Origin of the sequence: Flavobacterium sp., assembly GCF_039595935.1 — a bacterium.
Classification (GTDB): Bacteria; Bacteroidota; Bacteroidia; order Flavobacteriales; family Flavobacteriaceae; genus Flavobacterium.
In genome coordinates, this window is sequence record NZ_JBCNKR010000006.1 from 2,084,953 (window position 1) to 2,105,003 (window position 20,051).

The following is a 20,051-nucleotide window of genomic DNA, read 5'->3' on the forward strand; positions in this document are numbered from 1 at the left end:
TTCATTTTAAATTGATGATAAAGGAATTGACATCCAGACCCCATTGTATTTTATTTTTCAGAAGATAATTTTCATGCCCAGTGTTTTTATAGACTTTTAAATTTTTCAAACCTTTTAAATTTTTGTAAATCTCATCAATTTCGGATCTGCTTACACTTTTATCTTTTTCACCATAAAGTAATAAAACTGGGCAGTTTATACCTTTTGCATATTCTGATGGATTATGACTAAATCCCCAAAAGCCATTTTGTACACCTCCCCAAAAAAGTAAAATTCCTGCCATTGGAAAACTTGGCGCATTCATTTTTTTAAATCTGGCACATACAGTTTGATACATTGAGCCAAATGGGCATTCAATAATAATTCCTTTTGGATTGATTTTATTATCATTTATACATTTCATTATAGATACAGCTCCCATTGAAGTTCCAAATAGATAAATGTTTTTTTCTCCTGTAGATGAAATATAATCAAAACAGGTTTTTACCTCTTCTGCTTCTTTGAAACCAATTGTTGTTTGATTCCCTTCTGAATTCCCACTTCCCATAAAATCTACTAGCATTGTACTAAAACCTAGTTTTAAAAACTCATTTGATTTATCAATCATTGAAGATTTTTCTCCTCCATACCCATGAAATAAAATTATTGTTCCTTTGGATTTTTCATTTTTAATTAACCAGCATTCTATTTCTTTATTACTTTTTAATTTTATAGTTTGATATTTTTGAGTTGGAACTTTTTTGTTCTGAGGTTTTGGATTATTTACTCCAAACAATAAAGTTTTTGCTTTTTCAAACGAAGAAAGTTTTTCTGGACTTTGAGTTTTTTGAGAATTTGATTCTGCAAAATGAGTAAATTTATAAGCATGAATAAATGCTATTGTATTTAGAGCAATAAAAAGGAATACAAATATTTTAAAATATTTGTTCTTAAATATTTTCATTTCTGTTCAATTAATTTTAAAGTATATTCCAACTGAGTGTCTGTATTTTGCATGAAATCTTTAAAATTTTGTTTGACTTCATGATCTGGAATAATACCTCTGCCGAAAATCTGATTTGACTTTTTAGGTACATCCTGATCCAGATTTACAATCGAAAATTGTGTTTTGATTTTTGTGTTTGGCAATTCATATTCGATAGGAGTGTGGCCGTTATGACCAAAATAACCTCCCATAGTTTCTTCTCCAATAACTATAGCATTTGTATTTCCGGCAACTAAAGAAGCAAAGAGAGAGCCGGCAGACGCAATTCTCGGACTTATTAATAAATAAATTTGTCCTTTAAAGTTTTTCGAATCTGGCTGAAGTAATTCGTTGAATTTTTCATTCTGCAAATATTTTCCATTTTCCAGTTTTGGAAATTCTTCTTTTAATTCCTCTTCAAAATCTTTTTTTTCTTCTTGTTTTTTCTGCGGCTCAGTTTCTTCATAAACCAAATATTCCGAAAAAGGAATTTCCTGAAAATTGACATAAGCCGATGCATTTTCCCGATACTGTTTTTGTGTGAGATACGAAAAAGTAACAATGTCATTCGGGTCAGTTCCGCCGCCGTTATTTCTTACATCAACGATTAAATACTTTATTTGATTGTTTTGAGAAAGGTTTTGAAAACAACTGTCCAGAAACTTTTTGTACGCCAGATGTTCCTTGTGTTTGGCATTTCGGCCAATAACAAAAGTATGAACAGAAAGTAAAGCTGTATTTTCTGAAATAATCCTAAATGAATATTTGTTTTTTGCTCTATTGTATTGCAGGCTGTCTATAGGAAGTGAATGCCTGTTTTTAAAATTCTCTTTTCGGATTTGATTTGAAACCGCAGAAATAGTCTTTTTTATTTTTTTGTTTTGATTTGCAAACGAATATTCTACTGTAAATTTCTTTTGAGGACCATATTCCAGTTCAAAATATCTGCCAAAAGAACCGTCAATTCCAATCGATTTCCCGGTTATATTGTAACCGTCTGTTGTGTAATATTTCTCAAAATCCTTTAGTATTTTATTAGTTTTAATGCCATTTACAGAATGAATTTCAGAACCTAACGGAATTTCATTATTTTGAAAATTAATAACGAGTTTGTTTTCAATGAGTTTTACAGGATAAGGAAAGAAAACATTTCCTGATGAATATTTTGTTTGAAAATCATCAGGAAGTGTAGTATCGTTATGCAGACTGCCTTCAAAATCGGTAATTTTTAAAATGATTTTGTAGAAATCCAACAACGTTTTGGGTTGTTTTACCTGAGTAAACGCCCAATTGTAAATGCTGTCAATCTGCTGTTTTGTTCTGTATTTATAAACTCCTGAATTAGCTTTTTCTCTTATCTCTCTAAAAATAGTAAGATCTTGTTTTAGCTTTTCAGCCGGAAACTTTTCATTTTGGGCAGTTAGAAAAAAGGGTAATAATAGAAAAAAAACTATTTTAGATTTGAGCATTTTAAAGTTTTTTAGAAATTAAAATTACTCAAAAAAACTTTAAATCAAGCCTTTAATTTTTGCATGCTGTAAAAGCAGAATAGTTTTAGCATCGGTTATTTCACCAGATTCAATCATAGCATAAGCTTCATCAAAAGTATATTCCAGAACTTCTATATTTTCCTGTTCAGCATCAAGTCCGCCGCCTTCACTTACTTTCATACTCTCATCGTATTCCCCAACAAATAAATATAGAATTTCGGTTACCGCTCCGGGCGACATATAAGTTTCTACAACTTTTTGAACTTTTTTAATTCTGTATCCCGTTTCTTCTTCGGTTTCGCGAATAATGGCGGTTTCAGGATTGTCTTTATCTAAAAGTCCGGCACAGACTTCTATCATCATTCCGGATTTATTTCCGTTTAAGAAAGTTGGAAGACGAAACTGACGTGTTAAAATAACGGTCTTTTTATTTGAATTATACAATAAGATTCCGGCGCCATTTCCGCGGTCATAAACCTCGCGTGTGTGAACTTCTGTTACACCGTTTTCTTTTTTATAATCAAAAGTAACTCTGTTTAGAATATACCAATTGTCTGATAATAACTTAGTTTCTTTAATTTTAACTTCTGGATTTTTCATAAGGGAAAAAATTGCATAAAAAAACGCTCTGATTATCAGAGCGTTTTAGATGTATTATTTTGTTATTGTTTGTTTTCTATCTGGTCCAACCGATACAATTTTGATTGGTACTTCGATTTCTTTTTCAATAAACTCAATATATTCTTTTAGCTCAATTGGCAATGAATCGTAAGTTGTCAAGCCAGTTAAATCTTGTTTCCATCCTTTAAACTCTTTGTAAACCGGAGTAACGTTTTCTGGTTCAATGTTGTAAGGGAAGTGAGAAATGTTTTGTCCTTTGTAGTTGTACTCAGTACAAACTTTTAAAGTTTCAAAACCAGAAAGTACATCACCTTTCATCATCATTAACTGAGTAACTCCATTTACCTGAACAGCATATTTAAGAGCAACTAAGTCTAACCATCCGCAACGTCTTTGTCTTCCTGTTACAGATCCAAACTCATTACCCACTCTTGCCATTGTAGCACCCACTTCGTCAAAAAGTTCAGTAGGGAAAGGTCCGCTTCCAACACGTGTAACGTAAGCTTTAAAAATTCCGTAAACTTCTTTGATTTTGTTAGGTGCAATTCCTAAACCTGTACAAGCTCCGGCAGCAGTAGTATTTGATGAAGTTACGAAAGGGTAAGTTCCGAAATCAACATCTAATAAAGATCCCTGAGCTCCTTCGCAAAGAATAGATTTTCCTGCTTTTTGAGCCTGGTGCATATATTCTTCACTGTCAATGAAATCTAATTTTTTCAATTCTTCGATAGCTTCGAAAAATTCTTTTTCAAGTTCAGCTAAATTGTATTGAATATTAACATCATAAAAAGCAATCATAGCTTCGTGTTTGTCAGCCAAAGCTCTGTAACGATCTTTAAAATCTTCTAATTCAATATCACCCACACGTAAACCATTTCTACCCGTTTTGTCCATATAAGTTGGTCCAATTCCTTTAAGAGTAGAACCAATTTTAGCTTTTCCTTTTGATGCTTCAGATGCAGCATCAAGTAAACGGTGAGTTGGTAAAATTAAGTGTGCTTTTCTAGAAATGATTAGTTTACTTTTAATGTCAAGGTTGAATTTTTCTAAACCTTCGATTTCTTTTTGGAAAACTACCGGATCAATCACAACTCCATTCCCGATAATATTTACTGAATTTTTATGGAAAATTCCAGAAGGAATAGTTCTAAGTACGTGCTTAATTCCGTCAAATTCTAATGTATGTCCTGCATTTGGTCCTCCCTGAAAACGTGCAATAATATCATAATTTGAGGTAAGAACGTCAACAATTTTTCCTTTACCTTCATCTCCCCATTGTAATCCTAGTAATAAATCTACGGTCATTCTGTTTTAATTTGCGTTGGGACAGTCTAATTTGCCCCACTGATTATGTAGTTAATTTTCTTTTTTTAATTTTTTGAAAAAGTCTTTTTTAAAGACTATGAATTTTGCTTTTTGTTTCCGTAGAAATAAAGCGAGTGATTTGTGATTTCGATATCAAAAATTTCTTCAATCGTCTTTTTGATGGTTTGAATTCTTGGATCACAAAATTCGATTACTTCACCCGAATCCGTCATAATGATATGATCATGCTGTTTATCAAAATATGATTTTTCGTAGTAAGCCTGATTTTGTCCAAATTGATGTTTTCTAACCAAAGCGCAGTCTAACAATAACTCGATCGTGTTGTAAAGCGTAGCCCTGCTCACACGATAGTTTTTGTTTTTCATTTTGATGTATAGGTTTTCTATGTCAAAATGCTCCTCGCTATCGTAAATTTCCTGAAGTATAGCATAACGCTCAGGAGTTTTGCGATGCCCTTTTTGTTCAAGATATAGTGTAAAAACATTTTTTACAATTTCTTGATTCTTAGTGTTGTCAGTTGAAATAAGTGTCATATCCGGCAAAGATAATTTTTTATTTTTAATGAATAAAAGTTTCGGGTTTAAAGTTTCGTTACAAAATTCTTATAGTTTCCCTAAAAAGTTAGGTTCTGTACTCTCTTGTAACCTTGTCAACACCGTCAATTTTTTTAATTGCATTGATCATTTTCTTTAAAATGGTATTGTTTTGAACAATAACTGCAATTTGTCCATGAAAAATTCCGGCATCTGTACTCAACGAAATACTTTGAATATTAACACTCATATTGTTCGAAATTACACGGGTTAATTGATTCGTAAGTCCTAAAACGTCCATTCCGGTTATATTGATAATGGCTTTAAATTCTTCCTGAGAAGAATCAATCCATTTGGCGCTCATGATTCTGTATGCGTAATTTGACTGCATGCCAATAGCGTTCGGACAATCTTTTTTATGCACTTTAATTCCTTCGTTTATAGTAACAAAGCCAAAAACATCATCACCCGGAATTGGATTACAGCATTGTGAGAGTTTGTAATCGAGCTTGTCATGCTCTGTTCCAAAAACCAGCATGTCATAATTACTGCTGATAACGGGTTTGTGAATATCTTCGGCTGCCGTTGTATCTTTATTTCTTTTAATTTTATTTTTGAAGAAATTGATAAACGTATTTCCTTTTTGAGCTGCGTAATCCTTTAATTGTTGATTTTCAATTGCGCCAATTCCAACGCGGTAAAATAAATCTAAACTGGTTTTTAATTTAAAAAAGTTAACTAACTCGTTTGTAACTTGTTCGTTAAGTGTAATTTTTAAATGTTTAAGTTTACGTGTAAGTAATTCTTTCCCTTCCTCGCCAATTTTTTTGGTATTTTCGTTAAGAAGGTTTTTGATTTTATTTTTTGCTCGCGAAGTAGTTACATATTCCAGCCAGTTTACCGTTGGTTTTTGGTTAGCTGATGTAATAACTTCAACCTGATCACCGCTTTTAAGTTCGTGATTTAAAGGAACCAAACGTCCGTTTACACGAGTTCCTCTGGTTTTGATTCCAATTTCTGAGTGAATACTGAAAGCAAAATCAAGAGAAGTTGCGCCTTTTGGCAGTGATTTTATTTCTCCTTTTGGAGTAAAAACGAAGATTTCTTTAGAATATAAATTCATTTTAAAATCTTCAACAAAGTCTACTGCATTTGTTTCTGGATTTTCCAGTGCTTCACGAAGAAGGTTCAGCCATGTATCTAAGCCACTTTCTTCACTTGCTCCATTTTTGTATTTATAATGTGCTGCGTAACCTTTTTCGGCGATTTCATCCATACGTTCGCTTCGAACCTGAACTTCAACCCAGCGTCCTTTTGGCCCCATTACAGTAATGTGAAGTGCTTCATAACCAGTTGATTTTGGAGATGAAATCCAGTCACGCAAACGACTTGGACTTGGTCTGTAATGATCGGTTACGATTGAATATATTTTCCAGGCAATGAACTTTTCGCCATGCGGATCTGATTTATAAACAATTCTCAACGCAAATTTATCGTAAACTTCATCAAAAGTTACGTTTTGCGCGCGCATTTTACGACGAATTGAATAAATAGATTTCGGGCGTCCTTTTATAATATAATCGATATTTTCAGCATCAAGAGATTTTTTCAATACATCCGAAATGTCTTTAATGTAAGCATCCTGTTCTTCTTTGGTTTCTCTAATTTTGCTTACAATGTCATCGTATATTGCTGGTTCTGTATATTTTAATCCTAAATCTTCCAGTTTAGTTTTAATATTGTAAAGTCCTAAACGATGGGCAAGAGGCGCATAAATATAAAGCGTTTCAGATGCGATTTTGGTTTGTTTATATTCCGCCATCGAATCCATTGTCTGCATATTATGAAGACGATCGGCCAGTTTTATCAAAATTACGCGTACATCATCATTAAGAGTCAGGATCATTTTACGGAAATTTTCCGCCTGCATCGATGCATTTAAGTCTTTTTGGACTAATGAAATTTTAGTTAAACCTTCAACAAGCTGTGCAACTTTCGGATTAAATAAACGTTCAATATCTTCAACCGTAATCGGAGTATCTTCTACAACGTCGTGTAATAATGCCGCGGCAATAGAAGTCGCTCCCAGACCAATTTCTGAGGCAACGATTTTTGCAACTGCAATAGGATGAAAGATATACGCCTCGCCAGATTTACGTCTTTGCTCTTTATGAGCATCAACGGCAACATCAAATGCTTTCCGAATTAATTTTTTATCGGCGGTGTCTAAAGTCTGGTAACTAATTCGTAATAATTCCTTGTATTCGTGCGCAATTGCTTTGTTTTCTTTTTCTATATCTATTTCTGTCATAACGGCATATTCAAGTACTAAAAATAAGAATAAGTTCGAACATACACAAGGGAATGGATTGTTGATTTTAGATTTTAGATTTTAGATTTTTGAAGGTGTAATTTTAGATTTTTTTCTTGTGTGAAAGGGCTTCGGCTTCGCTCAGCCTGACAAAAATAATCATTGAAAATAAATTCCAATTTTTTAAATCCCAAATTCCAAAAAAGAGCGCAGCGATTTTTAGAAAATCTAAAATCTAAAATCTAAAATCTAAAATCTAAAATCTAAAATCTAAAATCTAAAATCTAAAATCTAAAATCTAAAATCTAAAATCTAAAATCTAAAATCTAAAATCTAAAATCTAAAATCAAAACCCTCTTTGTCTTTTAGCTTCAAAAATTAAAATAGCGGCCGCAACGGAAACGTTCATGCTGTCGATTTCGCCCTGCATTGGGATAATGATGTTTTGTGTTGCTTCATCACGCCATTCTTGTGTTAATCCTGTAGCTTCTGTACCCACAACTAATGCGGTTGGAGTAGTGAAGTTTTGTGTATGATATGAAGTTGAATTTTGAAGAGTTGCCGAATAAAAATTGATCTTTTTTTCTTTTAAAAAAGCAATGATTTCCTGTGTTGTGCCAACTGCAATTTGATTGGTAAATAGACAACCAACACTTGAGCGAACAATATTTGGGTTGTATAAATCGCTTTTTGGATCTGCAATTAAAACAGCATCAAGTTTGGCTGCATCGGCAGTACGTAAAACAGCTCCTATATTTCCCGGTTTTTCAAGAGATTCGGCAACCAAAATTAAAGGATTATCAGATAGTTTTAAGTCTGATAATTTTAAAGATTTTGTTTTGGCTACTGCTAAAATGCCTTCTGTAGTGTCGCGATATGCGAGTTTTTGATAAACTTCCTTGTTAATTTCAATTAGCTGAACTGATGAAGAAACAAGGTTTTTTATCTGATTCTCAGAAGCTAATTCCGGTAAGAATAAAACGGTTTCAATTTCGTAACCTCCTTTTACTGCTAAAGAAATTTCGCGTTGTCCTTCAATTAAAAATGTTCCGGTTTGTTTTCTTGCTTTTGCTTTTTCTTGAAGTAAAACAAGTGATTTTATAAACGGATTTTGAACTGAAGTTATTTGTTTCATTTTTTTTTTAGCTACTAAGATTCTAAGGTGCTAAGGTACTGAGATTTTTTCTTCCTGCAAGGTTTTTAAAACCTTGTAGGTTTAGCTGTAAAATTTTTTCGCCACGAATTCACGAATTTTAGATTGATTTCAAAATTAAATAATTCGTGAATTCGTGGCAAAAAAACTATTTTTCAAACACTTCTTTAACTTCTTCGGCAACCGGATGATCTGTGGTGAAAGTGTAACCCATTATTTTTGCAATGGTTTGAGCAAATTGTTTTTGATACACTTGAGAGTTTGTTTTGATTTCGCCTTTTGGAGCAATTTCAGGTCCTATTACAGCAAACCAAATTTGCGACGCACCAGCAATATCAGCTCCGTGATCTGTCCATTGTGATTTTATTTTATCGCCGCGGCCATGATCAACGGTTATTAATAAAGTAGTTTTGTTTTTATACTGCGGATCATTTTGTACAAAATCCCAGATTTCCTGAATCCATTTATCAACCTGATTAACAGCATCCAGATATGATCTGTAATGACCATGATGTGCCCATTCATCGGTTTCTCCGTAAGAAATGTATAATACTTTTGGCTTTTTGGTTTTGAGTTCGTCTAATGCTTCATAATGTGTAAAAACATCCAGACATTCATCTTCATGAAACGGCTTAAACGAATTGTTACGCATTTCATTTAGAAGTTTTTGAGCTGCAGTAGGTTTGTTTCCGCCCACATTATCAAAAGCAGAAATTACCGGAAAACCGCTTCTTTCTTCATTTAAAATTCTATCGAAAGCATCCCATGCACCAAAGGCCGCGACTTTACCTTTTAGTTTGGATTGTTTGTTTAGAAACTCCAGAACATTTACGTTTGGATTGGGTTTGTATCCGTTTGAGTTTACATTGATATCAACGTTTCCGGTCATGATTTCGCTATAACCAGGATAACTAAACCAATATGGATTTGAAACATCTACTTTACTTCCTAAGTCACGATTGCCGTAAATTTGCCCTTTCGAAACAATTTCTGACCAGAAAAAAGGCATCAGTTTTTTACGTGATGAAGCAAAATCTACTCCTGAATATTTTTTGTAAATATAAGTACTGTCTCCCTGATTGAATTTTTTATCGTTGGCAATTACTGGATCTAATCCTTTAAAAACTTCCTGCCATCTAAAACCGTCGGTAGTAATGATAATGATGTTTTCTGTTTTTTGTGCAGAAGATAAAAAGGGGATTAAAATGAATAAAATTAGAATTGATTTTTTCATTTTTTAAAATTTTAGAAGTTAGTTTGAGATTCAAAACTAATCAATAATTCAAAAAATGTTTACTGATGTTTTCTAATATAACCATTACTTAACAAAGTAAATAAAGGACAAAAAGTTATTCAACATCATTAAATGAATTCACTTTGTAAAATAATTGAATTACAACAGGATCATTTTTAGATTTTGGATAATTTTCGTTATTTACTCTTTGTTCGAAGACTTTCATAATATCTAAATCAATATCGTCTTTAACAGCATAAGTTATTTCGTTTTTATCCTTTTTTAATTCAAATTGAATTCTGATTCTTCCGGATTTTTCAGAACCTTTAAACAATTCATCAAATATTTTATTTGTTTTGTTTAAAATATCTGTAATATCTTCAACAGAACTGTTTGCGATTATGACATCATCAGTACTTAAGAGCATAACTTTTTCAATGCTGGTTTCTTTTTCTCCTTTAGGGATTGAATCAATTTCTTCTCCATTTTGATATTTTTTGACACCAGAATAATTGGCTGTCAAAGTGTTATTTTTTTTAGGAGCTTCATCCAGCCAGAGTAATTTTAAGTCTTTTTCTAAAATATTTAAAATGTAATTGTGTTCTTTAGTTTCTACAATCAGTAATGGTTCCTCGATGTCAAAAGAAATTACTGACCAGTAATAATTTAATTCATTTTCGGTTGCTTTTCTTATTTTGTAATCTTGTGCAACTTCCTTTCTAAATTCATCCCAGATTATTTTAGTATCATTGATGTCCTGAGTCATTTTTCCATCTAAAACTAAATTATCAACGTGAAACTGAACTTTTCCATTTGGTATTTTTTTAATATTCTCGTTGTCCTTATATCGCTCCCATAATATTGGGCCTACGATTAAATGTTCCTGAACCAGTTTGTAATCGTTATCTGCAGATAGGTTGTTACTAAGTATTTTTTTTGCTTTCTCGAGTGTTTTAACACTGCAGTAATTGTAAACAACTCCTTTAGGAATTGTAATAGTTTCGACTTGTTGAGCGTGAGATAAAAAAGTAATAAAAATGAATAGGGTAAAAAGTAATTTTTTCATCTAAAGGTTTTAATTGAATATTTTACAAAACGACAACAAATGATTTTTATGCAATACCTATATAGCAGAAGTTTTTATAATGTTTATAAGGAAAGAACCTGATTTACAATTAAAATTTAAAAACCAAACGTTATTTAATTTCTCTACTTTAGTTGGAAAAACCTCTTGATTAAGTATTTGAAATTCTAATTCTTGAAGTGTTTTGCTTCCTAAATAGTGTATTTCCTTTTTTTCTTCTTTTATTTTTTCAAGCCACTTAAAAACTGAGTTTTCTATATTTTCAGATTTTACTTGAGTACAATATGTTCCTCCGCGAAATTCAACAACATATGTAAAAATATGAGATTCAAGTTCATTCATAAATTAATATATTCATTTATTCATCTTACATCTCACAAATAACATTTAACAACTTACAAAATCCCTCTCGCTTTAATCTCCAAATATTTATTAATAGCATCCAAAGTCAAATTCTCAGGCTGCGTTAAAACCGAATGTATTCCGTATTTCTTTAATTCGTTGGCAATAAGACGTTTTTCAAACATGAATTTTTCAGCAATTACTTTATCGTAAACTTCCTGAATTGTTTCGGTATTTTTGTTGATGATGGCATTCAATTCTGTGTTTTGAAAGAAAACCACAACCAGTAAATGACTTTTAGCAATTCCTTTTAAATAAGGCAGCTGACGATTTAAACCGTCCATTGTTTCAAAATTGGTATACAGAATAATTAAACTTCTCTGATTGATATTTTTTTTGATGTCAACATACAAACGGCTGTAATCGCTTTCAAAAAAGTCAGTTTTAATGTTGTATAAAGTTTCCAGAATTTTCTGCATCTGCGAACCTCTTCTTTCTGCAAAAACTCTGTTTTCTACTTTTTTAGAGAAAGAGAAAAGTCCGGCTTTATCTTGTTTTTTCAGAATTACATTTGATAAAACCAAAGTCGAATTAATAGCATAATCAAGCAAACTTAAGCCTTCAAAAGGCATTTGCATCACACGTCCTTTATCTATAGCCATATAAACAGACTGCGATTTTTCGTCCTGAAACTGATTGACCATTAATGCATTTTTCTTTGCAGTGGCTTTCCAGTTTAGAGTTCGAAGATCGTCGCCCTGAACATATTCTTTGATTTGTTCAAACTCCATTGTGTGACCAATTCGGCGGATTTTCTTTATTCCGTATTGATACAAATTATTCGAAAAAGCCAGTAAATCGTATTTTCTTAATTGAATATACGACGGATAAGTTGGCACCATTTGATCTTTTGCAAAAGAAAATCTTCTGGAAATTAGCCTAAATGGCGAAGAAACATAAATGTTTAAATATCCAAAATGATATTCACCGCGTTCTGTTGGACGAAGATCGTATCCAAATTCTTTTTCTTCGGAGGCTTTTAATTTTTTTACCAATTTAAAATTGCGAACCTGAAACTGAAAAGGGATTTCATCAATTATCTTCACCAAAACAGGGAAGGTATAATGATTTTTGATTTGAATGTTTATTGGATTTAAATCTCCATTTGAAAGCTTTTCGGGAGCAATTCTTTCCGCTACAATTCCTGTTCTGGCCAGATATAAAAGTAAAATATCCAAACCTAAAAAAGTAATCAAAACCAAAACAATGAACCAAACGGCATTGTACAAATTAGGAAAAATAAAAGCGCACACAAATAAAGCTATAATGCCCAAAAGCACATAGAAAAAGAAGTTATTGAGGTAAAGGCTTTTTATAAATTTCATTTTTGTTTGATGTTTCAAGTTTAAGGTTTCAGTTTTTTTTATCATCAACCCTCAACAATTAACCATTAACAATTATCTAGGAATCTCTACCGTTTCGATAATTTGTTTGATAATTTCAGAACTTGTAATTCCTTCCATTTCACGCTCTGGCGCTACAATTACACGGTGCTGTAAAACCGGAATTGCCGCATCTTTAATATCTTCCGGAGTAACAAAATCACGTCCGCGAATGGCTGCAAAACCTTTTGAAGCATTCAAAATTGCAATCGATGCACGAGGTGAAGCTCCTAAATATAAAAAGGCATTTTCGCGTGTGTTTACAACAATTCTGGCAATATATTCTAATAAGTTTTGTTCAACTCTAATTTGTTTTACTAAAGCCTGGTATTGATTTATTTCTGATGAAGAAAGAAGAGTTTGAATTGCTTCTAATTTTCCGTGATCCTGTAATAAATGTTCTCTCTGAATGATTAGAATTTCTTCATTTAATTTTGGATAATCAATCGTAATTTTAAACAAGAAACGGTCTAATTGCGCTTCTGGCAAACGGTAAGTTCCTTCTTGTTCGATTGGGTTTTGAGTAGCAATTACCAAAAACGGAGTTTCTAATTTATACCCTGAACCATCAATTGTAATCTGGCGTTCTTCCATTACCTCAAAAAGTGCAGCCTGAGTTTTTGCAGGGGCACGGTTGATCTCATCAATTAAAATTAAATTAGAGAAAATAGGCCCTTTTTTAAATTCAAATTCTGAATTTTTCAGATTAAAAACAGAAGTTCCTAAAATATCCGAAGGCATTAAATCCGGTGTAAACTGAATTCGGCTAAAACCAATATTTAATGTTTTTGCCAGTAATTTTGCCGTGATAGTTTTAGCAACTCCTGGAACACCTTCAAGCAATACGTGTCCGTTTGATAAAATAGCAACCAAAAGCTGGTCTACCATTTTATGCTGTCCTACAATTACGGTTTCAATTTCTTTTTTAATTGCATTTACGTGATCTAAAAGCGGCGCAAGGTTTATTCTGGTCTCAAAATTCACATTTTCGTTTGTGATTTCTGTTTCTGGTGTATTATTAATATCGTCCATGTTTTGATATGTTATTTTTATTTGAGTTTATTTTTTAGTGTAAAATCTTTTCAATTGCATTATTAATTCGGATTAAATCCTCTTCAATACTGCCGTGATAACTATTTCGGTGTTCATTAATTAAGAAAACCAATTCCTGAATGTCTTTTTCGTCTTTTCCGGTTTTGTGGTGAAGTTTAGTAACAAAAACATCATCCAGTTTTGTGGTGTCAATTAAATATTCGGTTCTGATTCTTTCAAGGAAATAAATAATTTTTTTGTCAATTATATTCGTATGATCGCCTTCCTGATAGTATAAATTACCAATCGTTTTGGTAAAATCGATTGTTAAATTAGGCAGAGGCGATATAATTGGAACAATTCTCTGTTTTCTTTTGGCATTGAATACCATAAAAATGGCCATCCCGATAAGAAATAAAAGCCATGCCCATTTTAATGCCGGCTGACTCATAATATATCGAAGCGGAGATGAAGAAACATTTTCATCAGTCTTCATTTTTGTATACCAAAAAATATCGCCTTTTGGAATATAAGAAAGTATATTTTCGGTATACTGAGAACGATCTTTTTTAAGCAGATTATAATTTGTAAAAGCCACCGGATGCATGTGCAGGAAGAAATTTCCATTTTTATAGGGAACTTTTATAAAATTAACTTCTTTATCATTTTTAGGATCTCCTTCGTAACCCAATACAGTAGTGTTTAATGTATCAATTTTAGAAAAATAATCAGCAATTTCTCCAGTAGCTTTGTATGCTTTTCGGTTCAGGTTTTTATTAGCCATCCATACAAAACCTTTGTCAGCAGATTTAAAATTAGATTTGTATTCTATTTTTAAACTGTCCATTAACGGTTTTGGGAAATTAGACATACTTAAAAAAGCATTATTTCCGTGAGATACAAAATACATGATCTCTTTCATCGACTGATCGTCGATATTATTTATTGGAGAAATATTGATAAAGGTTCCTTTTACAGTATAGGTTTCAACTAAAGAATCTTCATCATATTTAGAATCTAAAAATTCATAAGGCGTTACATCAGAAATTCTTTCAACTTTTTGGTTTTTTAAAATCCCGCCAATTTCCTTGTCAAAAACATACAATCCAAAAGGAATTTTGTCGTTGACAGAATAAGTAGGGCGCCAGTCTATAGGTTTTGGTTGGTTATAATCTGAAATTAGAATTAAGATGAAAATAAGAACCAGAACAGAAATGTATATTTTGATACTTTTACTCATTAACTAAAGGTTTTTATTGCATTCTTAAATCTGTTTTGTGCTTTGTTGAAAGTGATTTCGTCAATTTCAAATTCGCCATACCAAATATAATTATAGAGGTAAGACAGGTATGTAAATTCGTCTTTATGTTTCAGATTTTGAAGCTCGTATAAATAATCAGAATTTGTTTTTTCGATATCCCACTCGATATAATTATTGTGAGCCATTGTTTTCAATAACCACAAATAATAATATCTAACAGCAGTACGTTTTTCGCCGGCATCGAGACTTTCTTTAATCAGTTTCTCAAAATCCAGCAGATGAATATTTTTTTCAATATCAGAATAATAAACCGTTCTTTTTTGAGAGTTTTTACCAAAAATCCATTGCCCTTCTTTGTTTATAACCGCTTTTGCAATTAAGTAAATTACCAAAACAATCAACAAAACCAAGACAACCCTGATAAAAATTGCAGCAATATTTACCGAAGCCTGATCTGAACTTAAAGAAAAAAGATTTCGTAAAACATTGGCAAGCCAGATTTTAAAACGATCCCAAAGACTAAGTTCCGGAGCTTTGTATTCGTAAACAAAATCTTTATCAGTATATTTCTTTTTATAATTTTTTGAAAAAGTCTTCGCTTTAACTGTTTCTGAATCGATCCTGATGTCTTTTTCCGTGTACTTTACAGACGAGATTTTTGGCGGATCCTGAATCTGTACGGAATCCTGAGCATTTGAAATGCTGCAGAAAAGAATAAAAGATAAAATAAATAAAACTCTGTTCATTACCGGTTTATTAATTCGTTTTGGCAGATAATTTGTGCATTTTTTTGTAAACAATGGAAGGATAAACCAGATAATAAAATGAAATAATTCCTAAAGTAAACAAGATAATAAAAGTGCTTAACCAGTTGGGCATATCAATCGAATATCTTGTAATAAAACCTTCCAGAAATCCTGCACTTATAGTAAAAGGAAAAGTACTTAAATATATTTTAAAACTGTTTTTGAAACCAATTTTAAATGAATTCATTCTCGAAAATGTCTTTGGAAACAAAATAGAAGCACCCAGAATAAATCCAGCCGCCGATTCGATTACAATGCCGAAAATTTCCATTGCACCATGAATCCAGATACCTCTAACGCTTTGCCAGAAAACATTTTGCTCGTAAAAGAAATATTGAAAACAACCCAGCATTAAGGAATTTTGAAGGAAAACATAAAACGTTCCAATTCCGGCAAAAATGCCATACATGTAACATTTGGCACCCACGTAAAGATTGTTCATTGTAATACCAATAAAACTTCCCCAGTTGGTTCCGGTTCCGTAAACCGCCATTGGGTTTCCTTTTTTGATATTGTCCAAAGTCATGTTTACATAATCATCGCCCAATATTAACCTGACAAAGTTTTGGTCATAACGTGCAGAGACTACCCCCATAGCAACCGTTGCAAAAAATAGTATAAAAGCATACAATAAGTATCTTTTGTACTCAAATAACAAAAGCGGCACTTCGGTTTTAAAAAATTCGACAATCCTGTTTTTTTCAGTTCGTTTCGTTTTATAGATTTTTTGATAAATCTGCGAAGCCAAATGATTTAAATAGACAACTGTCTTACTTTTAGGATAATAAGTTTGTGCATAAGAAAGGTCATTCATTAATTGAATGTACAAATTTGCTAATTCGTCAGGATTTTTCTTAGCTTTACCAAAAATAGCCAGCTCAAATTCCAGCCATTTTTCTTTATTTTGTTTTATAAATGCAATTTCTCTCATTGAGGGCTAAAATATAAAATATGTCAGAATTATCTATAAACACAACACAAAATGTTAAAATAAATTTTATTGCCGCCTCTGTAGGGGAACGATTGGGTGCTTATTTCATTGATGCAGCCATTAAACTGGCCTATATATTTCTGATTGTGTGGATATTTTTTTACTGGCTGGATATCGACAGACTCATGGGGAATTTAGATAATTGGTCAAGAGGATCAATTATATTTTTCTTGTTTTCTCCGTTAGTTATTTATTCCATTCTTTTAGAAAGTATTTTTGAAGGACAATCCTTCGGAAAAAAAATTGTCAAAATAAAAGTGGTAAAAATCGACGGTTACCAAGCCGGTTTTGGAGATTATTTAATTCGCTGGTTTTTTAGAATAATTGATTTTGATTTGTTTAACGGAATCATAGCGCTTGTTTCTGTTGCTTCAAGTAAAAAATCACAGCGATTAGGCGACATGGCAGCAGGAACAGCAGTTATTACCTTAAAAAATAAAATTAATATCAGCCACACTATTCTTGAAGATATTGGAGAAGCTTATGTGCCAACATATCCTTTGGTAATTAAATTATCAGATAATGATATGAGAATCATTAAAGAAACCTATCAAAGTGCTTTAATGAAAAACGATCACGAAATTATCTATAAATTAGTTTCAAAAATCGAGAGTGTTACCGGAATTAAAAATCAATCCGGAAACAACAGCGACTTTATTAGAGTTGTCCTGAAAGATTACAACTATTACACACAGCACATGTAATTTTCTTAGAACTAAATAAACCTTTGCAACTTTGAACCTTAGTTTCTTAGCACCTTAAAAAAAATGTTTCACTTATTAGATATTATCGGAACGATGGCATTTGCAATGTCAGGCGCATTAACAGCAATGCATAAAAGACTCGATCCGTTTGGGGTTTTTATTATTGCCTTTGTTACGGCTGTTGGCGGCGGAACGCTTCGTGATGTTTTAATAGGAAGAACTCCGGTTGGCTGGATGATGAATCTTCAATATGTTTACGTAATTATTTTAGGATTTTTTCTGGCGATTATTTTCAGAAAAAAGTTTGATAAATTGAGAACTTCTCTCTTTTTATTTGATACAATTGGTCTGGGCGTTTTTACCTTAATTGGTCTCGAAAAAGGAATTACAACAGGTTTACATCCTGTAATTTGCGTTGCATTAGGTACGATGACAGCTTGTTTTGGCGGGGTAATCAGGGACATTTTATGCAACGAAATCCCAACTGTTTTTAAAAAAGAAATCTACGCCACGATTTGTATTTTTGGCGGAATTGTGTTCTTCGGACTTCGAAAATTAAATTTAGAAGATGATGTTTTGTATCTTGTAACCTCTGTAGTAATAATTTCTATTCGCTTATTGGCCGTAAAATACAAATGGTATCTGCGTGCTTTTGAGCATAAATAATATGAAATACACCGTAAAAAAATACGATCAAAATGACTATCAAGTTTGGAATGATTTTATAAGTCAGGCCAAAAATGCAACATTTTTGTTTCATCGTGATTTTATGGAATATCATAAAGATCGTTTTGAAGATTTTTCACTTTTAATTTTTGAAGAAGAAAAATTACGAGCTGTTCTTCCTGCAAATAAAAAAGGAAACGAAATTCACTCGCATCAGGGACTTACTTATGGAGGCTTGGTTTTCCTTTCAAAATTAAATGCTGAAAAAGTTGAAACTATTTTAGATTCTGTTTTATATTTTTTAAAAGAAAATAAAATAGAAACTTTTTATTACAAACCCATTCCGGATTTTTATTTTTCGAAAGGAAATCAGGAAATGGACTTTTTTCTTTTTAAAAGAAATGCCATTTCAGAAAGAAAAGAAATGAATCTGGCTGTTAATTTACAATCGCCTCTTCAAATTTCTAAAAGCAAATTAAAACATTTCAGAAGAATCGAAAACCTCGATTTGGATATTGTAGAAGAACAAGATTTTCAACCATTTTGGACTCAGATTTTAGAACCAAGATTGTTGGAAAAATTCAATGTAAAACCAGTTCATACCAAAGAAGAAATAACATTTTTAAAACAAAATTTCCCTCAAAATATCAGACAATTTTCAGTTTACAGAAATGAAGAAATTATTGCCGGAATTACCATTTTTGAAACAGAAAATGTTGCAAAATCGCAATATGGAGCAACTTCAAAAATTGGCGAAGAATTCAGGGCACTCGATTTTTTATTCATTAATCTGATTCACAAATACAAACGAAAAGGAAAACATTTTTTTGATATGGGAATCGTAAATGAAGAAAACCAATCAGGTTATAGTTCAGGACTTTTGAAACAAAAAGAAGAACTTGGCTGCGCTGTTTACAATCAGGATTTTTATAAAATTGCTATAAAATGATATCATTTCTGGACCTAAAAAAAATGAACGAACCGTATGAAACTGCTTTTCAGGAAAAACTGAAATCAGTTTTAGAAAACGGCTGGTACATTTTAGGAAAAGAAACAGAAATATTTGAAAAGGCTTTCGCCGAATACTACCAAACCAAATATTGCATAGGTGTAGGAAATGGTTTCGATGCTTTAGTATTGATTTTTAAAGGTTATATTCAATTAGGTAAACTCAAAAAAGGCGACGAAGTTATTGTTCCTGCAAACACTTATATCGCCAGTATTTTAGCCATTTTGCAGGCAGATTTAGTTCCGGTTTTAGTCGAGCCCAAATTAGAAACCTACAACATAAATCCCGATTTAATTCAGGAAAAAATAACCTCAAAAACAAAGGCAATTTTAGCCGTTCATTTGTACGGACAATTGGCTGAAATGGATAAAATAAATGAAATTGGAGAAAAAAATAATCTTCTATTAGTTGAAGATGCAGCACAATCGCACGGCGCAAAAGGAAATTTTAAATCCCAAATTTTAAATTCCAAATTCCAATCCGAAGAAAATCTGCAATCTAAAATTTACAATCTAAAATCTGCAATCGCTTATAGTTTTTATCCTGGGAAAAATCTGGGTTGTTTAGGCGATGGCGGAGCAATAACAACAAACGATTCTGAGTTGGCAAAAGTGCTTTTCTCACTTCGAAATTATGGTTCGGAGAAAAAATATTATAACAATTTTGTTGGTGTGAATTCAAGATTAGATGAATTGCAGGCCGCATTTTTAAATTTGAAATTACCCAATTTAAATGCAGATAATACTAAAAGAAGATTAATCGCAAAACGATATTTATCTGAAATTAAAAACAATAAAATAATACTACCATTTTGGGATTATTCAGATAATCATGTTTTTCATTTATTTGTTATCCGAACAGAAAACAGAGAAAATCTGCAAGATTATTTAACTCAAAATAATATTCAGACTGTTATTCATTATCCGGTTCCGCCACACAAACAAAAAGCATTTCCTGATTGGAATAATTTATCATTTCCTGTAACAGAGAAAATTCATAACGAAGTTTTAAGTTTACCAATAAGTCCGGTTTTAACCGAAACGGAAGTTGATTTTATTATCGAAATTTTAAACAAATATTAA

At 32.0% G+C, this 20,051-nt stretch carries 19 protein-coding genes; 4 read left to right on the forward strand and 15 right to left on the reverse strand.

What is annotated here, in order from left to right:
• Position 1 precedes the first annotated feature (1 nt).
• The 15 genes from ABDW27_RS18760 to ABDW27_RS18830 form a co-directional block, all read right to left on the reverse strand.
• Complete coding sequence (locus ABDW27_RS18760) at positions 2–943, reverse strand: alpha/beta hydrolase (protein ID WP_343697270.1); 942 nt, start codon at positions 941–943, stop codon at positions 2–4.
• Positions 940–2,433: a S41 family peptidase gene (locus ABDW27_RS18765; RefSeq protein ID WP_343697271.1), complete on the reverse strand. Its 1,494-nt coding sequence runs from the start codon at positions 2,431–2,433 to the stop codon at positions 940–942. The genes ABDW27_RS18760 and ABDW27_RS18765 overlap by 4 nt, the downstream gene beginning before the upstream one ends.
• Before the next feature lie 39 nt (positions 2,434–2,472).
• Positions 2,473–3,054, reverse strand: a complete 582-nt coding sequence (locus tag ABDW27_RS18770) for an NUDIX domain-containing protein (RefSeq protein WP_343697272.1) — start codon at positions 3,052–3,054, stop codon at positions 2,473–2,475.
• A 54-nt stretch (positions 3,055–3,108) separates the two neighbouring features.
• A complete protein-coding gene (locus ABDW27_RS18775) occupies positions 3,109–4,380 on the reverse strand; it encodes an adenylosuccinate synthase (RefSeq protein ID WP_343697273.1) in 1,272 nt (423 codons plus the stop codon).
• A 95-nt stretch (positions 4,381–4,475) separates the two neighbouring features.
• Positions 4,476–4,934 carry a transcriptional repressor gene (locus ABDW27_RS18780; protein ID WP_012024289.1) on the reverse strand — a complete coding sequence of 153 codons (459 nt, stop codon included), beginning with the start codon at positions 4,932–4,934 and terminating at the stop codon, positions 4,476–4,478.
• A gap of 88 nt (positions 4,935–5,022) precedes the next feature.
• The gene (locus tag ABDW27_RS18785) at positions 5,023–7,245 is read right to left on the reverse strand and encodes a RelA/SpoT family protein (RefSeq protein ID WP_343697274.1); all 2,223 of its coding nucleotides are present in this window, start codon (positions 7,243–7,245) and stop codon (positions 5,023–5,025) included.
• 346 nt (positions 7,246–7,591) lie between these two features.
• Positions 7,592–8,380: an RNA methyltransferase gene (locus ABDW27_RS18790; RefSeq protein WP_343697275.1), complete on the reverse strand. Its 789-nt coding sequence runs from the start codon at positions 8,378–8,380 to the stop codon at positions 7,592–7,594.
• A gap of 166 nt (positions 8,381–8,546) precedes the next feature.
• Entirely contained in the window at positions 8,547–9,632 is a 1,086-nt protein-coding gene (locus tag ABDW27_RS18795) for a phosphoglyceromutase (RefSeq protein WP_343697276.1), read from the reverse strand.
• A 115-nt stretch (positions 9,633–9,747) separates the two neighbouring features.
• The gene (locus tag ABDW27_RS18800) at positions 9,748–10,698 is read right to left on the reverse strand and encodes a hypothetical protein (RefSeq protein WP_343697277.1); all 951 of its coding nucleotides are present in this window, start codon (positions 10,696–10,698) and stop codon (positions 9,748–9,750) included.
• Positions 10,699–10,755: 57 nt separating this feature from the next.
• Positions 10,756–11,058 carry a hypothetical protein gene (locus ABDW27_RS18805; protein ID WP_343697278.1) on the reverse strand — a complete coding sequence of 101 codons (303 nt, stop codon included), beginning with the start codon at positions 11,056–11,058 and terminating at the stop codon, positions 10,756–10,758.
• A gap of 53 nt (positions 11,059–11,111) precedes the next feature.
• The gene (locus ABDW27_RS18810) at positions 11,112–12,443 is read right to left on the reverse strand and encodes a DUF58 domain-containing protein (RefSeq protein WP_343697279.1); all 1,332 of its coding nucleotides are present in this window, start codon (positions 12,441–12,443) and stop codon (positions 11,112–11,114) included.
• Between the two features lie 72 nt (positions 12,444–12,515).
• On the reverse strand, positions 12,516–13,532 hold the full coding sequence (locus ABDW27_RS18815; RefSeq protein ID WP_343697280.1) for a MoxR family ATPase: 1,017 nt from the start codon (positions 13,530–13,532) through the stop codon (positions 12,516–12,518).
• Positions 13,533–13,566: 34 nt separating this feature from the next.
• Positions 13,567–14,772 carry a DUF4350 domain-containing protein gene (locus ABDW27_RS18820; RefSeq protein WP_343697281.1) on the reverse strand — a complete coding sequence of 402 codons (1,206 nt, stop codon included), beginning with the start codon at positions 14,770–14,772 and terminating at the stop codon, positions 13,567–13,569.
• The gene (locus tag ABDW27_RS18825; RefSeq protein ID WP_343697282.1) at positions 14,772–15,539 is read right to left on the reverse strand and encodes a DUF4129 domain-containing protein; all 768 of its coding nucleotides are present in this window, start codon (positions 15,537–15,539) and stop codon (positions 14,772–14,774) included. Before ABDW27_RS18825 ends, ABDW27_RS18820 begins: the two co-directional genes overlap by 1 nt.
• 10 nt (positions 15,540–15,549) lie before the next feature.
• Positions 15,550–16,530: a stage II sporulation protein M gene (locus tag ABDW27_RS18830; RefSeq protein ID WP_343697283.1), complete on the reverse strand. Its 981-nt coding sequence runs from the start codon at positions 16,528–16,530 to the stop codon at positions 15,550–15,552.
• Positions 16,531–16,550: 20 nt separating this feature from the next.
• Between ABDW27_RS18830 and ABDW27_RS18835 the strand changes: the two genes are divergently transcribed.
• From ABDW27_RS18835 to ABDW27_RS18850, 4 genes are all read left to right on the forward strand, one after another.
• Positions 16,551–17,294, forward strand: a complete 744-nt coding sequence (locus tag ABDW27_RS18835) for an RDD family protein (RefSeq protein ID WP_343697284.1) — start codon at positions 16,551–16,553, stop codon at positions 17,292–17,294.
• Between the two features lie 63 nt (positions 17,295–17,357).
• Positions 17,358–17,960 (forward strand): trimeric intracellular cation channel family protein, encoded by a 603-nt coding sequence (locus tag ABDW27_RS18840; protein ID WP_343697285.1) that lies wholly within the window; start codon positions 17,358–17,360, stop codon positions 17,958–17,960.
• Between the two features lies 1 nt (position 17,961).
• Entirely contained in the window at positions 17,962–18,909 is a 948-nt protein-coding gene (locus ABDW27_RS18845; protein ID WP_343697286.1) for a FemAB family protein, read from the forward strand.
• A complete protein-coding gene (locus ABDW27_RS18850; RefSeq protein ID WP_343697287.1) occupies positions 18,906–20,051 on the forward strand; it encodes a DegT/DnrJ/EryC1/StrS family aminotransferase in 1,146 nt (381 codons plus the stop codon). The genes ABDW27_RS18845 and ABDW27_RS18850 overlap by 4 nt, the downstream gene beginning before the upstream one ends.

Bases quoted from the DNA above. Each gene is read 5' to 3' on its own strand.
- ABDW27_RS18770 (WP_343697272.1), bottom strand. From the start codon at position 3,054: ATGAAAAATCCAGAAGTTAAAATTAAAGAAACTAAGTTATTATCAGAC.
- ABDW27_RS18810 (WP_343697279.1), bottom strand. From the start codon at position 12,443: ATGAAATTTATAAAAAGCCTTTACCTCAATAACTTCTTTTTCTATGTG.
- ABDW27_RS18765 (WP_343697271.1), bottom strand. From the start codon at position 2,433: ATGCTCAAATCTAAAATAGTTTTTTTTCTATTATTACCCTTTTTTCTA.
- ABDW27_RS18840 (WP_343697285.1), top strand. From the start codon at position 17,358: ATGTTTCACTTATTAGATATTATCGGAACGATGGCATTTGCAATGTCA.
- ABDW27_RS18830 (WP_343697283.1), bottom strand. From the start codon at position 16,530: ATGAGAGAAATTGCATTTATAAAACAAAATAAAGAAAAATGGCTGGAA.
- ABDW27_RS18845 (WP_343697286.1), top strand. From the start codon at position 17,962: ATGAAATACACCGTAAAAAAATACGATCAAAATGACTATCAAGTTTGG.
- ABDW27_RS18815 (WP_343697280.1), bottom strand. From the start codon at position 13,532: ATGGACGATATTAATAATACACCAGAAACAGAAATCACAAACGAAAAT.
- ABDW27_RS18780 (WP_012024289.1), bottom strand. From the start codon at position 4,934: ATGACACTTATTTCAACTGACAACACTAAGAATCAAGAAATTGTAAAA.
- ABDW27_RS18800 (WP_343697277.1), bottom strand. From the start codon at position 10,698: ATGAAAAAATTACTTTTTACCCTATTCATTTTTATTACTTTTTTATCT.
- ABDW27_RS18835 (WP_343697284.1), top strand. From the start codon at position 16,551: ATGTCAGAATTATCTATAAACACAACACAAAATGTTAAAATAAATTTT.
- ABDW27_RS18825 (WP_343697282.1), bottom strand. From the start codon at position 15,539: ATGAACAGAGTTTTATTTATTTTATCTTTTATTCTTTTCTGCAGCATT.
- ABDW27_RS18785 (WP_343697274.1), bottom strand. From the start codon at position 7,245: ATGACAGAAATAGATATAGAAAAAGAAAACAAAGCAATTGCGCACGAA.
- ABDW27_RS18775 (WP_343697273.1), bottom strand. From the start codon at position 4,380: ATGACCGTAGATTTATTACTAGGATTACAATGGGGAGATGAAGGTAAA.
- ABDW27_RS18795 (WP_343697276.1), bottom strand. From the start codon at position 9,632: ATGAAAAAATCAATTCTAATTTTATTCATTTTAATCCCCTTTTTATCT.
- ABDW27_RS18760 (WP_343697270.1), bottom strand. From the start codon at position 943: ATGAAAATATTTAAGAACAAATATTTTAAAATATTTGTATTCCTTTTT.
- ABDW27_RS18820 (WP_343697281.1), bottom strand. From the start codon at position 14,772: ATGAGTAAAAGTATCAAAATATACATTTCTGTTCTGGTTCTTATTTTC.
- ABDW27_RS18790 (WP_343697275.1), bottom strand. From the start codon at position 8,380: ATGAAACAAATAACTTCAGTTCAAAATCCGTTTATAAAATCACTTGTT.
- ABDW27_RS18850 (WP_343697287.1), top strand. From the start codon at position 18,906: ATGATATCATTTCTGGACCTAAAAAAAATGAACGAACCGTATGAAACT.
- ABDW27_RS18805 (WP_343697278.1), bottom strand. From the start codon at position 11,058: ATGAATGAACTTGAATCTCATATTTTTACATATGTTGTTGAATTTCGC.